Origin of the sequence: Bibersteinia trehalosi (genome assembly GCF_004346205.1) — a bacterium.
In the GTDB taxonomy this organism is placed as follows: domain Bacteria; phylum Pseudomonadota; class Gammaproteobacteria; order Enterobacterales; family Pasteurellaceae; genus Bibersteinia; species Bibersteinia trehalosi.
In genome coordinates this window covers 148,109-170,776 of the sequence record NZ_SMAM01000006.1, presented here as the reverse complement: position 1 = coordinate 170,776, position 22,668 = coordinate 148,109, and the positions used below count along the sequence as shown (strand labels likewise).

At 39.0% G+C, this 22,668-nt stretch carries 13 protein-coding genes and 1 pseudogene; 8 read left to right on the top strand and 6 right to left on the bottom strand.

The features are described 5' to 3' along the window. The first annotated feature begins 74 nt into the window (after nt 1–74). From ndk to EDC51_RS07795, 7 genes are all read left to right on the top strand, one after another. A complete protein-coding gene (ndk, locus tag EDC51_RS07825; RefSeq protein ID WP_025267285.1) occupies nt 75–494 on the top strand; it encodes a nucleoside-diphosphate kinase in 420 nt (139 codons plus the stop codon). A gap of 130 nt (nt 495–624) precedes the next feature. Continuing rightward, a complete protein-coding gene (gene fruB / locus EDC51_RS07820) occupies nt 625–2,115 on the top strand; it encodes a fused PTS fructose transporter subunit IIA/HPr protein (protein ID WP_131928610.1) in 1,491 nt (496 codons plus the stop codon). Nucleotide 2,116: 1 nt separating this feature from the next. After that, complete coding sequence (gene fruK, locus EDC51_RS07815) at nt 2,117–3,055, top strand: 1-phosphofructokinase (protein WP_131928609.1); 939 nt, start codon at nt 2,117–2,119, stop codon at nt 3,053–3,055. A 163-nt stretch (nt 3,056–3,218) separates the two neighbouring features. Then, nucleotides 3,219–4,877, top strand: coding sequence for a fructose-specific PTS transporter subunit EIIC (locus tag EDC51_RS07810; RefSeq protein WP_131928608.1), 1,659 nt, complete (start codon nt 3,219–3,221; stop codon nt 4,875–4,877). 64 nt (nt 4,878–4,941) lie between these two features. After that, entirely contained in the window at nt 4,942–5,637 is a 696-nt protein-coding gene (locus EDC51_RS07805) for an aspartate/glutamate racemase family protein (RefSeq protein WP_131928607.1), read from the top strand. 179 nt (nt 5,638–5,816) lie between these two features. Next, nucleotides 5,817–7,652, top strand: coding sequence for a dihydroxy-acid dehydratase (gene ilvD / locus EDC51_RS07800; protein WP_131928606.1), 1,836 nt, complete (start codon nt 5,817–5,819; stop codon nt 7,650–7,652). Nucleotides 7,653–8,305: 653 nt separating this feature from the next. Then, nucleotides 8,306–9,133, top strand: a complete 828-nt coding sequence (locus tag EDC51_RS07795) for a ZIP family metal transporter (protein WP_015431951.1) — start codon at nt 8,306–8,308, stop codon at nt 9,131–9,133. A gap of 51 nt (nt 9,134–9,184) precedes the next feature. Here EDC51_RS07795 and malQ read toward each other — a convergent pair whose 3' ends face one another. Together malQ and glgP are read right to left on the bottom strand one after the other, a co-directional pair. Next, complete coding sequence (gene malQ / locus EDC51_RS07790) at nt 9,185–11,272, bottom strand: 4-alpha-glucanotransferase (protein WP_131928605.1); 2,088 nt, start codon at nt 11,270–11,272, stop codon at nt 9,185–9,187. A 94-nt stretch (nt 11,273–11,366) separates the two neighbouring features. Continuing rightward, nucleotides 11,367–13,736 carry a glycogen/starch/alpha-glucan family phosphorylase gene (gene glgP, locus EDC51_RS07785; RefSeq protein ID WP_131928604.1) on the bottom strand — a complete coding sequence of 790 codons (2,370 nt, stop codon included), beginning with the start codon at nt 13,734–13,736 and terminating at the stop codon, nt 11,367–11,369. 191 nt (nt 13,737–13,927) lie between these two features. Between glgP and malT the strand changes: the two genes are divergently transcribed. Beyond that, the gene (gene malT, locus EDC51_RS07780; protein ID WP_131928603.1) at nt 13,928–16,657 is read left to right on the top strand and encodes an HTH-type transcriptional regulator MalT; all 2,730 of its coding nucleotides are present in this window, start codon (nt 13,928–13,930) and stop codon (nt 16,655–16,657) included. Between the two features lie 3 nt (nt 16,658–16,660). On the opposite strand, the pseudogene EDC51_RS07775 reads toward malT, so the two are convergent. From EDC51_RS07775 to malE, 4 genes and pseudogenes are all read right to left on the bottom strand, one after another. Continuing rightward, nucleotides 16,661–18,715 (bottom strand): annotated as a pseudogene (locus EDC51_RS07775) (alpha-amylase). A gap of 103 nt (nt 18,716–18,818) precedes the next feature. Beyond that, nucleotides 18,819–19,709, bottom strand: a complete 891-nt coding sequence (gene malG / locus EDC51_RS07770; RefSeq protein WP_025328997.1) for a maltose ABC transporter permease MalG — start codon at nt 19,707–19,709, stop codon at nt 18,819–18,821. A 38-nt stretch (nt 19,710–19,747) separates the two neighbouring features. Continuing rightward, nucleotides 19,748–21,286 carry a maltose ABC transporter permease MalF gene (gene malF / locus EDC51_RS07765; protein ID WP_131928602.1) on the bottom strand — a complete coding sequence of 513 codons (1,539 nt, stop codon included), beginning with the start codon at nt 21,284–21,286 and terminating at the stop codon, nt 19,748–19,750. Nucleotides 21,287–21,365: 79 nt separating this feature from the next. Beyond that, nucleotides 21,366–22,556: a maltose/maltodextrin ABC transporter substrate-binding protein MalE gene (gene malE, locus EDC51_RS07760; RefSeq protein WP_025267294.1), complete on the bottom strand. Its 1,191-nt coding sequence runs from the start codon at nt 22,554–22,556 to the stop codon at nt 21,366–21,368. Nucleotides 22,557–22,668 lie beyond the last annotated feature (112 nt).

Sequence of the window (22,668 nt, the reverse complement as noted above, 5' to 3'; positions counted from 1 at the left end):
GTAGGAACTTTTACCTACCGCAGGATATATCACTATCATGGGTAATAATTCCCCTTATAGAGGAGATGAAAAGTATGATCCAACAGACTCTTTCTATCATCAAACCCGATGCCACTCGTCGTAATTTAGTTGGACAAATTCTGGCTGAAATTGAGAAAGGTGGATTAAAGATTAAGGCTCTGAAAATGTTACATTTAAATGCAGAGCAGGCTGGTGGCTTTTATGCTGAACACCAAGGCAAAGATTTTTTTGAACCATTGGTTCAGTTTATGACCTCTGCACCGATTGTTGTGGCTGTGCTAGAGGGCGAAAATGCCGTGCAACACTATCGCGATTTAATGGGTGCAACTGATCCAGCAAAACGCGAAAAAGGCACAATCCGTGATCGCTTTGCTTTAAGTATGCGCGAGAATTCTGTACATGGCTCAGATTCTGAACTTTCAGCAAAACGCGAAATTGCCTATTTCTTTATGCCAAACGAAATCGTATCTTAAAAAAATCCCTTTTTTGTGAGTCAGATCACAAAAAGGGATTTTTTTGTTATTCATTGCTAGATCGGTTTAGCAAAAAATAAAGTAAAATCTTGCAAATTTTTTCAAAAACAAAATTTATGAAGGAGCCCAAATGCTTAATCTTTCAATATCCAACATCAGCCTAAATGGCTCTGCTACTGATAAAGAAACAGCTATCCGCTTAGTGGCGGCAGGCTTAGTGAAAAACGGCAATGTTGCTGAGGGTTATGAAAATGGAATGCTTGCTCGTGAGAACCAAACGTCCACTTTCTTAGGCAACGGTATTGCGATTCCACATGGGACATTAGAGACTCGTGATCTTGTAAAAAATACAGGCGTACAAGTTTATCAATTCCCACAAGGTGTGGAATGGGGTGAAGGCAATATCGCTTATGTGGTCATTGGGATTGCCGCTAAATCTGATGAACACCTTGCTCTACTTCGTCAATTAACTTCCGTATTAAGCGATGAACAAGCGGCAGAAACACTCGCAAAAACGGCAAATTTAGATGAATTTATTGCAACGCTTTCAGGTAAAAAAGCCCTTCCTATCATCTCTGCTGAACTCATTTCTTTAAATGAAAATAGCGAAAGTTTAATTACCCTTTCAGCCATCAATGCAGGTAAATTAACAGAACTTGGTTACGCTAATCCGCAATTTATTAGCCAAGCAGTGGCAAGTCAGCCATTGGCATTAAATGCGAATCTTTTCGTCAGTGATGCACAAACAGGCAATGTGCAAAATGGTATTGCAGTGGCTCGTAGTCAATCAGGCAAAACAGTTGTGTCTGTTAGCGCAGTGGATAATGCATTGGAAAGTGAATTAGCAAAATTATTCAATCAAGATAATCAGCAAATTTTAACGTCGGGTACGGCTGAGCAAATTCTGGCATTATTTGGTGTTGCCTCAAATGTGGTAGCAGAAGTTGCAAGCAATAATGCGGAAAAAGTGATTGGTACATTTACATTGCGTAACGACAACGGTTTACACGCTCGACCAGTAGCAGAATTAGTCAAAATTGTGAAAGCCTTTGATGCAAATGTTACCGTTGAAAATTTAGATCGTGGTACAGCCCCAGTAAGTGCCAAATCTACGATGAAAATTTTAACGTTGGGTGCAGTGAAAGGTAGTAAATTACGCTTTACCGCCGAAGGTGCACAAGCATTAGCCGCAATTGAAGCAATTAAAGCAGGCTTTGAAAATGGTTTAGGTGAAGCAGTAAGCTTTGTACCAAGTGAAGCCGACATTATTGAGCAATCTGCTGCACAACAAGCGGTTGAAAATCCGCAAAATCCTGCAAATACCAGCGAAATTGTGGCAAACAATGACGAACTAGAAGCCACTTTTGTGATTCGTAACGAACACGGTTTACACGCTCGTCCATCGGCAATGCTTGTGGCAGAAGCGAAAAAATATAATGCCGATATCAAAGTGCAAAACGTTGATCGCAATAGCGATTTAGTCAGTGCGAAAAGTATGATGAAAATCGTGGCATTAGGCGTAACCAAAGGGCATCACTTACGCTTTGTGGCAAGTGGTGAGCAAGCCAAAGAAGCGTTGGAAGGCATTGGCAAAGCGATTGAAGCAGGATTAGGAGAATAATATGACACAACGCATTGCAACCGTTACGCTCAACCCTGCCTTTGATTTAGTCGGGCGTTTAGCAAAAATTGAGATTGGTGAAGTCAATACCGTTGAAACGCTTGGTATCTACCCTGCGGGTAAAGGCATCAATGTTGCCAAAGTGCTTGCCGATCTTGGTACAAATTTAACCGTCACGGGCTTTTTAGGCGAAGAAAATCAAGGTGATTTTGTGCAATTTTTTGCCAAGAATGGGCTGGTTGATGATTTTTATCGTATCAATGGCAAAACGCGTATTAACGTGAAAATCACGGAAACCGAAGCCGATGTAACCGACTTAAACTTCTTAGGTTTTGAAGTTTGTACCAATGATTGGCGTAAGTTCTCTGCCCTTTCACAAAGCTGGGAAAGTCAATTTGATTTAGTCGCCGTCTGTGGTTCATTGCCTCGAGGTGTCTCTGCCGAACAATTCAAAGAGTGGTTGATAGAGCTGCATAATCAAGGTATCAAAATTGTATTAGATACCAGCAATCAAGCACTCACCGAAGGTTTAAAAGCACACCCTTGGTTAGTGAAACCAAACCGCCGTGAATTGGAAGTGTTAGTCGGTCGTAAATTGGATAATCTTAATGAAGTCATCGCCGCCGCCCAAGAACTTCGCAATAAAGGTATTGAAAACGTGATCGTTTCAATGGGTGAACAAGGCTCAATTTGGGTCAATAACGAAGGTGTGCTTATTGCTCGTCCACCACGCTGTGAAAATGTGGTCAGTACTGTGGGTGCGGGTGATTCAATGGTCGCCGGTTTAATCTACGGCTTTGCACAAGGCTGGGATAAAGCGCAAACCTTGAAATTTGCTTCTGCAACCTCTGCCAATGCAGTTGCACAAAGCAATGTGGGCGTGGCAGATCGCAGTGTGATTGATAGTCTTGCTCAGCAAGTGGAGATCACCGAGATTTAAAATCTCCCCCCTCCCCCTCTTTTTCAAAGAGGGGGTGATCGTTCAGTAATTAATCGTTGCTCAGTGCATTATTCTACACACGAATGATCGTCCCCTCTTTGAAAAAGAGGGGATAAGAGGGGAGATTTAAAGTTATTTTCAACATTAACAAAAGGAACTCAAAATGAACATTTCATTTCTTTTTCCTGCCAATGTCGGCAAAGCTCGTCAATTCTTAGTAAGTGAAGTGCTTTCGGCAGCAGCAAAACAGCAGGGATATAATGTGGTCTCAGCAGAACAAGCTGACTTTGTCGTTTTATTTGATAACGAAGTGCCAGCCCAAGCCGCAGGTAAAAAAGGGGCGGTGCTCAATTTAGATCAGGCTTTTGCTCAGCCTGAATCAGCATTACAACAAGCGGTTTATTCTGCTCAAATTTTTGCAAATGCGACAACAACAGCCGTTTCAACTAGCGGTGTAAAAAATATCGTAGCCGTTACCGCTTGCCCAACTGGTGTAGCACACACCTTTATGTCTGCTGAGGCAATTGAAAACTATGCCAAAGCACAGGGCTGGAATGTGAAAGTAGAAACTCGTGGTCAAGTGGGCGCAGGTAATCCAATCAGCCCAGAAGAAGTCGCCGCAGCGGATTTAGTGTTTGTTGCTGCCGATATTGATGTGGATTTAAGCAAATTTGAAGGCAAACCGATGTATCGTACTTCTACGGGTTTAGCCTTGAAGAAAACGGCGCAAGAGTTTGATAAAGCATTTAAAGAGGCTAAAGTTTACACAGGCGGTGCAGTAGCAGCAAAAGCTAATGATGAATCTGCAAGCCAAGAGAAAAAAGGCGTGTACAAACACTTAATGACCGGTGTTTCGCATATGTTGCCTATCGTAGTCGCAGGCGGTTTGTTAATTGCCATCTCCTTTATGTTTGGTCATACCGCATTCCAAGATGAATCAATTGCATTCGGCTTACCAAAAGCGTTGATGGATATCGGTGGCGGTGCGGCATTCCACTTAATGATTGCAGTATTCGCAGGTTATGTCGCCTACTCTATTGCAGACCGTCCAGGTTTAGCTGTCGGTTTAACTGGCGGTATGTTAGCAACAACCGCAGGGGCTGGAATTTTAGGTGGTATCTTTGCCGGTTTCCTAGCAGGTTATGTGGTGAAATTCTTAAATGACAAGATCCAACTTGCTCCAAGTTTTGCCTCACTTAAACCGATTTTAATTTTGCCTTTACTTGGCACGGCGATTGTGGGTCTTGCGATGATCTATCTCATCAACCCACCAGTGAAAGCGTTAATGGATAGCCTTGTCGCTTGGTTGAACAATATGGGACAAACCAACGCTCTTATCTTAGGGGCGATTTTAGGCGCGATGATGTGTGTGGATATGGGCGGCCCAGTGAATAAAGCGGCTTATACCTTTGGCGTGGGCTTAATTGCTTCACAACAATATGCACCAATGGCTGCAGTAATGGCGGCAGGTATGGTTCCGCCTATCGGTATGGCAATTGCAACAATGATTGCTCGCAATAAATTCACTGTAAACCAACGTGATGCAGGTAAACCATCGTTTGTATTAGGTTTATGCTTCATCTCAGAAGGTGCATTACCATTCGTTGCAGCTGATCCTGTGCGTGTAATTGGTACCTCTATCTTAGGCGGTGCTGTCGCAGGTGCAATTTCTATGAGCTTAGGTATTACGCTTCAAGCCCCACACGGTGGTTTATTCGTGATTCCATTTGTTTCTGCTCCTGTGATGTATATTGCAGCCATTGCAATTGGCTCAGTTATCACTGGTGTCACTTATGCACTAATCAAACCTAAAGCAGAATAAGCTTGACTGAAGCAATCTTAAGGCAGACATAAGTCTGCCTTATGTTTAACCTAGAGGAAGTAAAATGAAGACTCTTGGCATAATTGGTGGAATGTCGCCAGAAAGTACAGCAACCTACTATATAGAAATTAATCGATTAGTTAATCAAGTAAGAGGAGGAAATTATTCTGCGCCCATTTTGCTTGATAGTGTAAATTTTGAAGATATTGTGCAATGCCAAAAAAGTGGAAACTGGCAACAAGCGGGCAAAATTCTAGCAAAATCTGCAAAACGCTTAGAGCAGATGGGGGCAGAGGCTATTTTGCTTGCCACCAACACTATGCATAAAAATGCCCCTGAGATTCAAGCTGCGATTAATATCCCTTTTCTGCATATTCTAGATGCTACAGCTAACGCAATTAAAGCACAGGGCTTACATAAAATTGGTGTACTCGGCACCGCATTTACTATGCAAGATCCTTTTTACCAAGATGGGCTACTTGAACGTGGTATTACAGCCATCATGCCAACGCTTGTCGAACAAGCAGAAATTCATCGTATTATTTTTGAAGAACTGTGTTTAGGAAAATTTCTGCCTGAAAGCAAAGCTTTTTACCTTAGCGTCATTGATAAGCTAGCCACTCAAGGCGCAGAAGGCGTGATTTTAGGTTGTACTGAAATTGGTTTACTGGTGCAACAACACGATCACTCACTCCCGTTTTTTGATACGGCACAGCTCCATTCACAAATGGCTGTTGAATTTATTTTAGAAAACAAATAATTCCATCTTACTCTTTCAGCTAGTTGGAGTTACTCAAGTATTTGGAAGAAAAGTAATTGTAGTGCTAACGGTATATTTTACTTACCCTAACAAGCGCTCAAATTTCCTTTATCTTTTACAAAAAACCGCTACAATCCGACTCTTTACACAAACACAACATTTAAAACTTGGAGTAGATTATGCCTAAATTAAGATCAGCGACCAGTACACAAGGTCGTAATATGGCAGGTGCACGTGCATTGTGGCGTGCGACAGGAATGAAAGAAAACGACTTTGGCAAGCCGATTATTGCGGTGGTAAACTCATTTACCCAATTTGTACCGGGACACGTTCATTTAAAAGATATGGGGCAATTGGTTGCTGAACAAATTGAAAAAGCAGGCGGAGTGGCAAAAGAGTTTAATACCATTGCAGTGGACGATGGGATTGCAATGGGACACGGCGGTATGCTCTATTCGCTCCCAAGCCGTGATTTAATTGCTGATAGCGTAGAATATATGGTAAACGCCCATTGCGCTGATGCGATGGTTTGTATTTCTAACTGCGATAAGATCACTCCGGGAATGTTAATGGCAGCATTGCGTTTAAACATTCCGACTATTTTCGTTTCAGGCGGCCCAATGGAAGCGGGCAAAACGAAACTTTCTGATCAGCTTATTCGTTTAGATTTAGTTGATGCGATGATTCATGGCGCAAACCCTGAAACCTCTGATGAAGATGTGGCGATTATTGAACGCTCCGCTTGTCCTACTTGCGGATCTTGCTCGGGTATGTTTACCGCTAACTCAATGAACTGCTTAACCGAAGCATTAGGGTTAAGTTTACCGGGTAACGGCTCAATGTTGGCAACCCACGCTGACCGCAAACAGCTTTTCTTAGATGCAGGTTCGCAAATCGTTGAGCTTTGCAAAAAATACTATGAACAAGATGATGAATCGGTTCTGCCTCGTTCCATTGCGAGCAAATCGGCATTTGATAATGCAATGAGCTTAGATATTGCGATGGGTGGTTCAACCAATACCGTTTTACACTTATTGGCGGCTGCACAAGAAGCGGAAGTGGATTTCACCATGGCAGACATTGACCGCTTATCTCGCCAAGTGCCGTGTTTAAGCAAAGTGGCACCAAATACCAATAAATACCATATGGAAGATGTACACCGTGCAGGTGGGATTATGGCAATTTTAGGCGAATTAGACCGTGCAGGTTTGCTCAATAACCAAACTCGCACTGTATTAGGTATGACTATTGGCGACCAGATTGCTAAATATGATATTAAACTCACCCAAGATGAAGCCGTGCATAAATTCTTCCGAGCAGGGCCAGCTGGCATTCGCACAACCAAAGCTTTCTCACAAGATTGCCGTTGGGATAGCGTGGACGATGACCGCCAAAACGGCTGTATTCGCTCAAAAGAATTTGCATATAGCCAAGACGGTGGTTTAGCCATGCTTAAAGGCAACATCGCAATGGACGGCTGTATTGTAAAAACCGCAGGGGTAGATGAAAGCATTCTCAAATTCAGCGGTGAAGCCATTGTATTTGAAAGCCAAGAAGATGCCGTTGCGGGTATTTTAGGTGGTAAAGTGCGTGCAGGTCATGTTGTTGTTATTCGCTATGAAGGCCCGAAAGGGGGGCCGGGTATGCAAGAAATGCTTTACCCAACCAGCTATCTCAAATCAATGGGCTTAGGCAAAGCCTGCGCGTTATTAACCGATGGACGTTTCTCTGGTGGGACATCAGGGCTTTCTATCGGACACTGTTCCCCAGAAGCTGCTGCTGGCGGTGTGATTGGCTTAGTGAAAGATGGCGATAAGATTGAAATTGATATTCCAAATCGCAGCATTGAACTGATTGTGCCACAAACCGAGCTTGATGCACGCCGAGCAGAACAAGATGCCAAAGGCTGGCAGCCTGCCAACCGCCAACGTGAAGTCTCCTTTGCATTAAAAGTGTATGGACATTTTGCGACTTCTGCGGATAAAGGGGCAGTGAGAGATAAAACGAAAATTTAATCTCCTTAACAAGCGGTCAGATTTTGCAATTATTTTGCAATACTAGACCGCTTGTTGCCCTCCTTTCCTCAATACATAGCATATAAAGATACCAGCAATCACTGCTGTTATTACATTAACCCAAACCCAGCCATTTTCATAAACAAGGAACACTCCTACGGAAAAAGATGCTGCCAGATTGCAAAAATATGTAATCAGCGAATTCATCCCTTGTACTTTGTGTTTGTGATATAAAACGCTCTTCCTACTGCACACTTGGTTTTAATAAGGTATTTTCTTTTCCAAATAAGCTGTTGGTATAGTCAGTATGACAAAAAGGATAATAACAAATAGAAAACCACCTAAAAAATGCGACTAATGTGATGTATTTCTTCATAATGTAATCCAACTAAAATTCTCCGAAAAACCAGCATTTGGATATTAACTCAATAAAATCACTAGGATGTTTATCCGAATAAATTAGTGGTTGCGCTGCTGCTTTGAAATCAGAGACTATTCCACCCCAAATAGCACTTTCATAGCAAAATTTTATAGACTGAAATCGAAAAATATTTAGTGTATTACAACCAAAAACAAATTAAACTGAATTAACAAGGATTGAGTTTGGCGTTGCCCTAACTCGGTAAATAAATTAATTAAATAATAGGTCAGGGATGTTAGATTATTTTTCTACACTTCACCCTGCGAGTCAGGCGCTGATCGCGGGGCTTTTTACATGGGGTTGTACTATTTTCGGTTCAGCATTTGTCTTTTTCTTTAAACAAGTTAATCAAAAATGGCTGGACTCTATGATGGGGTTTGCAGCCGGAGTAATGATTGCAGCAAGTTTTTGGTCGTTGCTTGAACCGTCATTGGAATATGCGGAAAAAGGTTATGGAGATTGGAATTGGTTACCAGCTGCCATTGGTTTTTTAGCGGGTGGATTTTTTATTCGTTTAATTGATTATCTTGTTCCCCATTTGCACTTAGATAAGACTTCGATCACTGATGCTGAAGGCGTAATAGCACATAAAAATTTATCTAAATCGATGCTATTATTCCTTGCCATTACTATCCATAATATTCCTGAAGGGTTAGCGATTGGTGTTACCTTCGGTGCATTATCTTCTGTCACAGATACCTCTGCGGCATTAATGGGGGCAATTGGCTTAGCTATTGGGATTGGTTTACAGAATATACCTGAAGGCTCTGCGCTCTCTATGCCTATTCGAGGGGAAGGGGCTAGCCGTTGGAGAGCCTTCTGTTATGGTTCTATGTCAGCAGTGGTTGAGCCGATTGCGGCCGTACTTGGCGCCATTTTTGTCCTTTCAATGACAGCAATTCTACCCTATGCTCTCGCCTTTGCAGCTGGGGCTATGATCTTTGTCGTGGTAGAAGAGCTGATTCCTGAATCCCAAAGCAACGGTAATACCGATATTGCAACCCTATCATTGATGCTTGGCTTTGTATTAATGATGGTACTTGATGTAGCACTAGGATAACTGCCAGATATGCGGTAGTTAATCAAGCCACCGCATGTTCTAATATTTTCACTAAGTACATGAGTCAGTTTTACGAATCTTATTCACCTCATTCAGTAATGTATTAATCTCATTATCTGCAAAAATATCCGTAATATTTTTAGCTAAGCGCCGGCGCCAATTAGCATATTGTGTACTTGTACCAGGAATATTTACCGGTTCACTCATTGCTAACCAATCTTCCGGTTGAAATCCAAACAAGCCACTATTTACATGCGCGACATAGCGTTGTAGCTGATGAATAAATTGCGTATTAACCGTAGAATTCAGCTGTGGCGTAATATCTGCCTCGAAAGGTACACCATATTGTTTTAACCGCTGCAAGATTTTTTCTTTTGCTTGCACACGCTGGCTTTGTAGGATTGTAAGTATCTTAGCATTTGGATATACACCAAATTTTTTGCCTAATTCGAAATCATAACCTTGCCAATAACCATAGATAGTAGGTAAATCATGCGTGCTTAACGTTGTCATGGCTTGGTAAGGGTAATGGTTTAGCGCTCGACTTCGCCCCTGTTCATCAAACTCAAAATAGAAAATTTTATACGATAAAATACCCGCATGCTTAAGTTTACTGACAATTTCTTTAGGGACTGTACCTAAATCCTCTCCAATAATCAGACACTGATGACGCTGGCTTTCTAAAGCTAAAATTGCAATTAAATCATCAACAGGATAGCTTACATATGCGCCATTAATTGCACTATCACCTTTCGGAATCCACCATAAACGCAATAAAGACATAATATGATCGATTCGCAATGCACCACAGTGTTGCATATTTGCTCTAAGCAACTCAATAAACGGCTGATAAGCACGCTGTTTTAATACATGCGGATTCATTGGCGTGAGTCCCCAATTTTGCCCCTGTGGTCCCAAGATATCAGGCGGAGCCCCAATTGAAGCTTTTAAACAATAAAGCGGTTTATCCCCCCAAGTTTCTGCGCCGTTATGACTTACTCCCACTGCTAAATCTCGGTACATCCCAATGCGCATATTTTTCTCTCGGCACATGGCATCACATTCAGCTAACTGCTGATCGGCAATAAATTGCAGCCATATATAAAATTCGATCTCATCTTTATGTGTAACACGAAACTGTTGCACTGCTGCGGAATGATAATCTTGATATTCTCTTGCCCAGAAATCCCACCCCCATTGCTCTTTATATTGATTGGCTAAATGCTGGTGTAGGGCATCAAAAGTCGCTTGAATTTGTAAACCCTCGCCACCTTTTTTTATAAACTCATGAAACGCAGTATCCGAGCAAGCGGTTGAATTTTGCTGAAATTTTGCAAAAGCAAAATGCAGTCCTTTCAATTTTAAAGGCAAAATTTTGCTGTAATCTAACCAATCTTGCTGACGTAATTGAGTTAATTGTTGCTGAATTTCCGCTGAATTAAACCAAGCCTGAGCTTCATCATTTTGCTGAAATTCAATTAGCTGGTTAATATCAATATAAGCAATATTTATCCACTGCCGTGAGGAAGGACTATAAGGACTGGCAGCCTCTGGATTAGCAGGAAATAATGAGTGAATAGGGTTTAAACCGACAAAATCAGCCTGATGTCGCGCAATATTTTGGATAAAATCTTTTAAATCACCAAAATCACCAATTCCCCAATTTTTCTCAGATCTTAAGGTATAAAGCTGTAAAAATGTTCCCCATAATTTTTTATGTTCCTGTAGTGCTTGAGGTTGATAGCAACATGTTGGTGCCACAATGACAGTGCAATTAAATGTTTGCTTAGCTGTTATTATTTTTAATTGGTGATAGCCCAAAGGCAAATGGTCTGGTAATGCGATACCGCGTTTTTTTATTTTTCCTTGAACTATTTGTGTACTATTTTCCAGTTGTAATTGCCAAGTACCAATTAAGGGCTGTTTTTTATTTGCTAAGTTTAAAGGTAAAAAATGTGGTTGGTACTGGTAAAAAACTTTTACACTAGGAATGGGAGTAAAATTGCTATTTGAATGGTGATTAAAAGTTTTAAGCAACGCTTTTTTTATATCTAATCTTGCCCATTTTTTTATTCCTCTCTCATCAAAAAAATAGGGCAAAATACCTGCATAAGCACACTGTCTTTCTATTGTTTTCATAATTATTCTCCTAAAAAAGAGCATAGAAAATAAGTGGCCTCTCATTAAGTTTATGTTCAACATATCCTAAATAAGAAGCCATCTAGTAGCATTATTATTTAGCTTGCCAAATTCGTTGTTGATAATCTCTGATTGAGCGATCTGAACTAAATATGCCTAAACGAGCTGTATTTAAAATTGCGCTGCGTACCCAAGCTTGCTGATTTAAATAAGCATGACTAATTTTAGCTTGAGCTTGACGATAGCTATCGAAATCAGCAAAAACCAAGAAAGGGTCTTGCTCTAAGAGACTATCTAACATTAGCTTGAAGGTTGTTTTATCACCTTTTGAAGCTTTGCCCGTTGCCAGAAAATCCACAGCTGCTTTTAACACCATATCTTGATGATAATATGCCTTAGGCTGATAACCACTTGCGAGTAACTCACGAATGCTTTCAACCGTATGCCCGAAAATAAAAATATGCTCTTCCCCTACCATTTCTGCAATTTCAACATTCGCCCCATCTAATGTTCCCAAGGTTAATGCCCCATTTAAAGCCAATTTCATATTACCTGTGCCCGAAGCTTCTTTACCCGCCATAGATATTTGCTCTGATACATCAGCCGCAGGAATAATTTTTTCAGCAAGGCTAACTCGATAATCTGGTAAGAATGCAACTTGTAAACGATCATTAACCTGTTTATCGCTATTAATAATCCTTGCTACGTTATTAATCGCATGGATAATATTTTTTGCTAAAAAATAGCCTGGCGCAGCTTTACCAGAAAATAAGAATACTCGCGGAGTATATTCTTGATTTGGATTTTCTTTAATTGCCTGATAAGTAGCAATAATATTTAACAGATTAAGATGTTGGCGTTTATATTCATGAAAACGTTTAATCTGCACATCAAAGATAGCATTAGGATTAACATTTAATCCTAATGTTTGGTTTATTTCATTTGCCAAAATGATTTTATTATTTGTTTTAATCTGCTGATATTTATCTTGAAATCCAATGTCATCTACATATTTTTCTATTCCTTGTAAGAGTTCAAGATCTCTTGTCCAATCTTGCGTTAAGCAATGATCTAACAAGCTACTGAGCTGTGGATTGGCTTGTCGAATCCAACGACGAGGCGTCACACCATTCGTCACATTGCAAAATTTTGTTGGAAATAGCTGATGATATTCTGGAAAGAGATCCTTAATTAGCAGATCAGAATGGATTTGTGCAACACCATTAACACGGAAACAAGTGACAACACAAAGATTTGCCATACGCACTCGATAATCAAAAAGTATTGCAAGTTTTTCCCATACTTTAGCATCATCACCAAACACGGATTTCACCTGTTCATGGAATAAGTGATTAATTTTTTCTACAATTTGATAATGACGAGGCAATAATTGCTTGAATAAGCGTTGATCCCACTGCTCCAGAGCTTCTGGTAGCAACGTATGATTAGTATAAGCAAATGTGTTTGAACAAATATCCCACGCCTGTTTCCAAGTAAAATGGTGCTCATCCAATAGTAAGCGCATTAACTCAGGGATCGCCAAAGTTGGGTGCGTATCATTTAGCTGAATAACTTGATGCTTCGCTAAATCTGCTAATGGATAGCCTGCTGCAAGATGGCGTTCTAAAATATCAGACACAGAACACGCACAATGAAAATATTGCTGCATTAAACGTAATTTTTGCCCTGCCTTATGATTGTCATTTGGATAAAGCACCTGTGTTAAAGCCGCGGCATTAACAATATTTTTATCAGCCGCTAAAAATTTTCCATCGTTAAATGCTGAGAAATCGAATGCCTGATCGCTGTCTGCTTGCCACAAGCGTAGTACTTGAACAATATTATTTTTATAACCCACAATAGGTAAATCGAATGCTTTACCTTGAAGAGTAAGCTTAGGAATCCATTCATACTGATCTGCTTGAATATGCTTAGTTTTTCCACCAAAGCTAATTTGATGAGTTTTGGCTGGGTTGAAGCGATGCCAAGGGTAATGATCACGATTCCAAGTATCTGGGGCTTCTTGTTGCTGCCCATCTTCAAAATGCTGCTTAAATAAACCATATTGATAATGCAGACCGTAACCTGTGGCAGGTTGTCCTAATGTTGCCATTGAGTCTAAAAAACAAGCAGCTAAACGCCCTAATCCACCATTCCCTAGGGCTGGATCACGTTCTTGTTCTAAAACATCTACTAATTCAATCTGATATTGTTTAAGATAATCTCGAACTTGTTCATAGTAACCTAAGTTGAGTAAATTATTGCCTGTTAAACGCCCAATCAAAAACTCCATTGATAAATAATTTACATGACGAGTCCCATCAACTTGTACTGGTGGTCGCTGATAAATAAGTTCAAGAGAACCTTCTGCAACAATATGATACCATTGCTGCAAAGAGAGTTTTTCAGGCCCAATAACATCAAAATAACGACAGTATTTTTCAACAATAGCTTTAAATTCCATAGGAATCTCCTAGTAAAAATTAACTGTCGTGTATTATGTTTCATCAAATAAAAATCAAATCATCCTTGTCCATACTTATACGGTATGAGTGATAGGATGGAGTAAAAAGACAGAAGGATGAGGCATCATCCTACGGGCTCGTTCATTACATATATTGAGTCCTAGTACAATTAGAGGAGAGTCACATTTATATGTTAATACCATCAAAACTAATTTGTTCTTTTCGCTTACAGAATAGCATTCCCCGAACACGTTTAATTCAGGAATTAAATAAATCGTCGCTATATCCTGTTGTATTGGTAAGTGCTCCTGCTGGCTATGGAAAGACAACTCTCGTATCGCAATGGAGTGAAGGGAAAAAAAATATAGGATGGTATGCGTTAGATGAAGGAGATAATAATCCAGAACGTTTTGCTGCCTACTTCAGTGCCGCACTGCATGCAGCCATAAATACTGAAACCGATGTATTATTGGAAGAAAATCATCAAGCAAATTTATTTGCATTATTTAATCAATTACTTATCAAAGCCTCACAATTTCCCCAGCACTTCTATTTAATTATTGATGATTACCACTGCATTGATAATGAGGAGATCCACGAAGCATTGAAATATTGGATTAAACACAAACCTGCTAATATGACATTAATCCTCATATCTCGTTCAGTTCCTCCATTAAGCATTGCCAGCTTGAGAGTCCAAGAGCAGCTCTTAGAAATAGATATCAACCAGTTAATGTTTGATCATCAAGAAAGTATCGCATTTTTCCAAGCCAGATTAGGTACTGAATTATTAAAGCAACAAGATATTATTGCATTATGCAATGAGGTTGAAGGCTGGCCAACAGCATTACAATTAATTAGCCTTTTTGCCAAAAATAAATCACACGCTTGGCAAGTTCCTTTGCAAGATATTGCTAAACGCCTATCTAAATCAAATAGTTTCCATATTAATGAATACTTAGCCGATGAAGTGCTCAATAAAGTTGATAAAGATACGCGCTTATTTATTCTACGTTGTTCTATTTTGCATTCGATGAATAAATCCTTAGTACAAGCTGTTACGGGTGAGCCGAATAGCCTGCAAAAGCTAGAATCACTTGAAAAACAAGGGCTATTCCTACAACAGATGGTTAATGATAAATGGCAAACACTTGATGATAGCTGGTGGAAATTTCATCCTCTTTTTGCTTCCTTCCTCAATTTTTGCAGCCAACAAGAATTATATGAAGAATTACCTCAGTTACATCATAAAGCTGCTTCAGCTTGGTTAAAACTCGGTTATGTAACCGAAGCATTGCACCATGCGATGCAGCTTTCAGATAGAGAATTACTATTAAGTATTTTAGAAGAACATGCTTGGACAGTCTTTCACCAAGGTGAATTGAAATTATTAGAAGAAAGCTTAAACAACTTAGATTATGCACACTTACACGAACATACCAATTTGGTATTATTAAAAGCTTGGCTTGTACAAAGCCAACATCGCTATACAGAAGTTAGTGGAATTCTCGCCGCATTTTCTCAAGCTCTAACTGAAAACAGAATTGAATTGAGTAAAACAGCGAATGCCGAATTTAACGTATTACGTGCACAAGTCGCCATTAATTATGGCGATGAAGAAACTGCACTTCAATTAGCAACCACGGCATTAAAAGACTTATCCGAAAATGCCTATTATGCCTATATTGTTGCTATATCTATTATTGGTGAAGCACATCATTGCCAAGGTAACCTTGCCGAAGCACTAGCTATGCTACAAAAAGCTGAAAATATGGCGCGTCAGCATCATACTTATCACCATATTCTCTGGTCTTTATTGCAGCAATCCGAAATTTTACTTGCCCAAGGTTTCTCACAAGTTGCTTATGAAACCTTAGACAGAGCAAGTGAATTTGTGAAAGAAAATCATCTCCAAAAAATTCCAATGTATGAATTCTTATTACGTTCAAAAGGGAAGATCTTATGCGAATGGTATAATCTAGATAAAGCAGAATCAATGGCAACAGCAGGCATGGAGGTTTTATCCAATATTGAAGATCAACTACAATGCTTAACACTATTAACTAAAATTTCGTTGGTGAGAGGAAATTTAGATAACACTGCTCGCTTATTAAATGAAGTAGAACAGCTAGAGCGCTCACATGCTTATCATCATGACTGGATTGCAAACGCAGATCAAGTAAGAATGTTATATTGGCAAATGACTAATAATATTTCTGCAGCTCAAAATTGGTTAGCCCAAAATCCATCCCCTGTTTCGAATAAAAACCATTTTACACAAATACAATGGCGAAATATCGTACGAGCAAAAATTTTATCAGGAGACTATGAAAGCGCTAGAGATATTCTGAATACATTAATTTTTACTGCTGAGAAGCTCTCATTGATTAATGATCTAAATTATAATTTAATTCTGCGCAATCGTTTATATTATTTACAAGGAGAGAAACAACTTGCGCAACAAGATCTCATTAATGCGCTAAAGTTAATACGCCAGACTAATTGTATCAGTGCGTTCGTCATTGAAGGTGATATTATGGCTCAACAAATTCGCCATTTGTTACAATTAAATATTTTAGATGAATTAGCACTATATAAAGCGCAATTTATCTTAAGAAATATAAATCAATTCTATCGGCATAAATTTGCCCATTTTGATGAAAATTTTGTTAATCAATTACTGAAAAATCCAAAAGTACCAGAGCTCCTAAAAATTAGCCCATTAACACAAAGAGAATGGCAAGTTTTAGGCTTAATCTATTCTGGTTATAGCAATGAGCAAATTTCAGATGAGCTACAAGTTGCCGCAACAACAATTAAAACGCATATTCGCAATTTATATCAAAAAATTGCCGTCACAAATCGCCAAGAAGCAATAAATTATACTAAGGAGCTACTAAATTTAATGGGCTATCACTAACATTTAATGGCCAGCCCATATAATCATAACTTTATCAGTATTTAATATGCGACTAAAAGCAAAATATTGCGCAGTACTAAGCAATTGATGTTTACCTGCGCCAATGGCAGGGTGACGTTGTCTAAACTGCGCTAATTTTTGCCAGTGCTGGTGCAGCGCCTTTTTGGCTGGATCCTGTTGTAAGTCTTACCAATTCATATCTGATCGAGTACCTTGCACCGGATCTGAACCTGTTGCACCAAATTCCCGACCGCTTTCATCCCCGTAGTAAATTTGAACAGCTCCTGGTGACAGCAACAATAAATTTGCAGCTACTTTCTGTTTATGAATATTTTGTTCGCTATCTGAATGAAAAAATAATCGAGTATCATGCGAAGATAAATAACTTAATACATTGAAACTATGTAACTTATCATTCATTTCGCGGTAAGCTGGTTCAATATCCGCAAAACATGCTAATGCATTTTTAGCCTGATCTTGAAAATCAAAATTGATCATCGCATCAAAGCCATTTTGATAATAATCACTTTGAAATACACCATGTCCCCAAGCTTCACCAACCATCCAAAAAGGCGCATTAAAGCTTTCTTTTGGATTTTCTTGCTGCCATTCTTTTAACGCTTGTTCAGAAGCTTGTTTTAACTCTAGCCAAGTTGATTTTTCAACATGTTTTGCTGTATCTACCCTAAAACCATCAATACCATATTGACGAACCCAATGGGAAAGCCAACTAATTAAATAATCACGCACTTTACCATTTTCTAGCGTTTGGGCATTTGTACCTTTATTTGCAAAAAATTGAGGTAATTGAACCGCTTGTTCACTCTCGGTTTTAAGATCAGGTAGGGCTGATAACGACATTTTTAAATCATCAAACTTCGGACTGTCATAGTCGCCAATATCGGCTCGCACCCATGCCCTTCCCCACCAATTTTCCCACGCTTTCTCATCACTAAAATGAATAAAATCATTAAAGCTATGCCAATTTTGTCCTTGTTTCGGTTGCCAATCTGTCCAATTTTTACCTAATACACTGGATATTTCCTCTGATTTTAAATAAAAACGACCAAAATTGAATTCTTGCATATCCGCTAACGTTGCATAGCCTGTATGATTCATCACAACATCAAATAGAATACGAATACCACGTTGATGAGCCTGTTGCACTAGATTTTTTAAATCGGCTTCACTGCCCATATTGGCATCAATTTTTGTCCAATCTAAATGATAGTAACCGTGGTAAGCATAATGCGAAAAATCCCCTTTATTTCCACCACCTACCCAGCCATGAATCTGCTCTAATGGTGAACTAATCCATAATACATTGACACCAAGCTGCTGTAAGTAATCTAACTTTTCAGTTAATCCCCTTAAGTCTCCGCCATGAAATGTACCTATTTCCTGCATACCATCACTACGTCTACCATAGCTATGATCATTGCTTGGATCCCCATTATAAAATCGATCAGTTAGCACAAAATAAACGGTAGCATTTTTCCAATCAAATACTGCTTGCTGATGATTCTCAAGCTTTTCTAACAATAATAAACCATCTGCGTTTTCTGCTGGCATTAAAGTAATTTTGCCATTTTTAACCACTGCGTGTTGGCCTGAATAAAAATCCCGCACAATATCTCCCTCTGAAAAAGTTGCAGAAACATCAATTTCAAGGGGAGTATGATTCCAACGAGGACAAGGCAACTCAGCATTTGTCTTTTCAGGCAATTGTTCTAAATGGATTTTTAGTGTAGGTATACTATTGTGCATATCAATTTGAGCACGATAATTTCCTTGGCGAAATAGGCGAATGCTTGGAATATCCGCTGTGCAAGGAACAAGCGGCATACTTTGATTCAATTTCATTACTGTTTGAGGCTGATAACACCGCTCCCCAAACAGAAAATTTAGCGGGTAATTCCCCTTGGTTAGCATGGCTGAGCTTTGGAATAAATGATGCTCTGCATCATCATTAAAAGTACCAAAATGAGCATGTTGCCAAGATTGTGCAAATAAATTTGATACACCAAATAAGCAGAGATAAAGAAATGACTTATTCATAGCAATACTCAGAGCATTAAATTGACCAAATACAAACTTACAAGCGGTGAGTTTTAAATAAAATTTTACAAAATCCCCAAGGTGTGCCCTTTGAGGTATCATTCTAGCCTTTCACCCCGCCCGCAGTTAAACCACCAATTAACCAACGCTGAGCTAATAAAAAGACCAAAGTAATAGGGATAGCAGATAACACCGCAGCCGCAGCAAAATCGCCCCACAAATAATTTTGTGGATAGAGATATTGCTGCATGCCTACCGCAAGGGTATAACTATTTACATCCCGTAATAAAAGCGAAGCAACAGGAACTTCGGTAATTGCTGCAATAAATGACAGAATAAAAACAACAGCTAAAATAGGCACAGAAAGGGGCAGCAAAATTAACCGGAACGCCTGCCATGGCGTTGCGCCATCAAGTGCAGCGGCTTCTTCTAAAGAGCCATCAATAGTTTCAAAATAACCTTTGATCGTCCAAACATGTAAAGCTATTCCACCTAAGTAAGCAAAAATAACCCCTCCATGAGTATTTAAGCCAAGAAATGGTACATATTGCCCAAGACGATCAAAAAGTGCATATAATGCAACTAAAGAGAGCACGGCTGGAAACATTTGGAAAATAAGCATACTCTGCAAAATTGTTTTTTTTCCTTTAAATTTCATTCGTGCAAAAGCATAAGCACAAGTAGTCGATAATGTCACTATTCCGATAGATGTAATGGTTGCCACTTTAATTGAATTCCATAGCCAACGTAATACAGGGAATGGTGGAGGAGTAACTGAACCGTCTGCGTGAGTAACATTAAAACCTAATGCAGCCTGCCAGTGCTCCCAAGATATTTGGCTTGGAATAATATCACCAATAGCTAAATTACCAGGACGCAACGAAATGCCAATCACCATGAGTAAGGGGAAAATAATCAGTGCAAGAAAACAAATTAAAATACAATGTGTTGCCCATACTCGATAACGTATGGATTTAGATTGAACTATAGCCATATATGCTCCTTAATTTGGAATTTAACTATCTCAATTATTTATAATTCCATTTTTGAAACTTTAATATTTAACAATGCTAACCCACCAACTAGTAGGAAAATAATGGTTGCTATGGCTGCCGCCAAGCCAAAATCTTGTGTACCACTGCCTTCAAATGCGATGCGGTAAGTATAGCTCACTAATAGATCGGTATAACCTGCCGGAGTAGTTGTGCCAATCATATCTGGGCGACCATTGGTTAATAATTGAATTAAAACAAAATTATTAAAATTAAAAGCAAAAGAGGCGATCATTAATGGTGTGAGCGGTTTTAACAATAATGGGAAGGTAATCTGACTAAAGTTTTGCCATGTGGAAGCGCCATCCATTGCTGAAGCCTCATAAAGATCTGCTGGAATAGCTTTTAATAGCCCCATACATAAAATCATCATATAAGGGTAGCCTAGCCAAGTATTCACTATAAGAATCATCACTTTAGCTAGGAATGGATCATTAAACCATTCTGGGCTAATACCAAATAATTGGTTTAAAATCATATTAATTTCGCCAAAGCTTTGATTAAATAGACCTTTAAAAATAAGAATAGAAATAAATGAAGGAACAGCATAAGGCAATATGAGTAATAACCGATAAATTGCTTTACCTTTCAGCGCATCCCACTGTACTAAACAGGCTAATACCATGCCGAGTAAAACAGTAAAAACAACCGTTAATAAAGAGAATAAAACCGTCCAAATGAAAATCTGTATAAAGGGCTTTTGAATCCCTTCATCTGTAAAAATTTTAACAAAGTTATTAATGCCAGTAGTTACGGTATAGCCAGGTTCGAGCTTTTCATCTAACCAATTACCGCGGCTATCTATTGCTTGAAAAAAACCAATTTCATCATTCGCGCGATACAATTTACCAGTTTCATTATTCACTAATACGCTGTTTTCATTGTCAAATTGATAGCGAGCTTTTTGTTCTGAAAATTGACGCAATGAGCTCATTGTTAGCTCATTATGATTAGGTAAAATCACCTTTATTGATTGAAGTATCGCACGATTTTGAGTAATAAATTTAAGCGGGGCTTTTTCGCCGTCAGGAAGGGATTGTTCTGTTACAGCAATATTTTTTTCAATAGCTAAATTAAATTTATCAGAGACAAGTGTTTGTTCCGTATTCGGATTCACTAGTACAAGGCGATATTGATTATCTGCTTGTGGATATAGTGAGAAATTATATTTATCACCAGAAAAATAACGCTGTTCAGACAGTACCGTGACTGTGCGCTCAAAAGCAAGTTGATTTGAACCGCTATAGTTCGTAAAAGCAATCGCAATTGTGGCAATTAATGGGAATAAAATAAAAATAACCATCCCTAACATGCCTGGATAGACATAGCGCCAAGCGTAAGCATCTTTATTTGTAAAGATATAAATGCCTGAGGTTAAAATAACTAGCGTTAAGATTGCAAATAGATATTCACCTTGTGAATACATTAATACCACCAGATAAAAATCAAGCAATAATACTAATCCTGCTACAAAATAAGTCAGCCAGTTAGTCGATTTTAATGGAGAAAAAATAGGCATAACTACTCCTAAGTTTTTTCGAATATAAAATTAGAGCGGGAAAAATTCACAACTATTTTCCCACCCTTAATTATGAAAACTATTGCTGTTTTTGAATCCGAGAATGGGCATCATCTAAGGCTTCTTTTACCGACTGACGACCGGTGACTGCATTATTAATTGCAGATTTTTCAGCATACCAAAATGCTGCCATTTGAGGGATGTTAGGCATAATCTCACCATTTTTAGCATTTTCCATTGTTGCTGCAATACGTGGATCTGTAGCTAATTTGGCTTGATAAGATTTAAGTGCCACAGCGCCTAATGCTTTATCATTATTTACCGTATCTAATCCTTCATCTGTGAGTAAATAATTTTCTAAGAATTCTTTAGCTAAATCTTTGTTCGGACTTGCACTATTAATACCAGCACTTAGCACCCCAACAAAAGGTTTAGAAGCTTTGCCATTTAAGGTTGGCAACACCGTCACACCATAATTAATACCGCTTTTATCAATATTGCCCCAAGCCCAAGGACCATTAATTGTTAATGCTGTTTGTCCCTTATTGAAGGAAGCTTCTGCAACTGCATAATCCATATCTGCATTGATGTGTTTATTTTTCACCATATCTACTACAAACTGCAATGCTTTAATTGCACCTTCGTTATTTACCCCAATGTCTTTCACATCATATTTTCCCTCCGTAAATTTAAATGCATAAGCGCCATTAGAGGCAGCCACAGGCCAAGTAAAATATGGTTCAGATAAATTCCACATAATGGCATTTTTGCCTTCTTTTTTGAGTGATTTATCTAATTCAACAATTTCTTCCCATGATGTTGGTGCTGAAGCCACCAACTCTTTGTTATAGATTAATGAAATTGCTTCTATTGCAACGGGATAGCCAATAATTTTGCCATTATAGGTTTCTGCATCCCAAGCAAAATCTACAAATTTGTCTTTAAACTCTTGGCTAACATGAACTTCATCTAAGAGACCTGATTGTGCATAACCACCAAATCGATCGTGCGCCCAAAAAATCACATCTGGGCCATCCCCAGTTGAAGCTACCTGAGCAAATTTTTCTTCTAATCTATCTGGGTGCTCAACCAAAACAGGAATACCTGTATCATTCTCAAATTTTTTACCGACCTCCGCTAAGCCGTTATAGCCTTTATCACCATTAATCCAAATAACGAGTTTACCTTCCGTCATTTTTGCCATTACTGCATTAGAAATCACTAGACTAGCAAGTGTAGCTAACGTGAATTTGATGTATTTGCTTTTCATAAAACGCTCCTGAAGAGAGAAAGGAAAATTAGAAATAGATACCACTCCTCGGGTCTACTCACAACAAGTCAAAAACCTGCCACTGTCACCAATGAAATTGAATTATCAACAG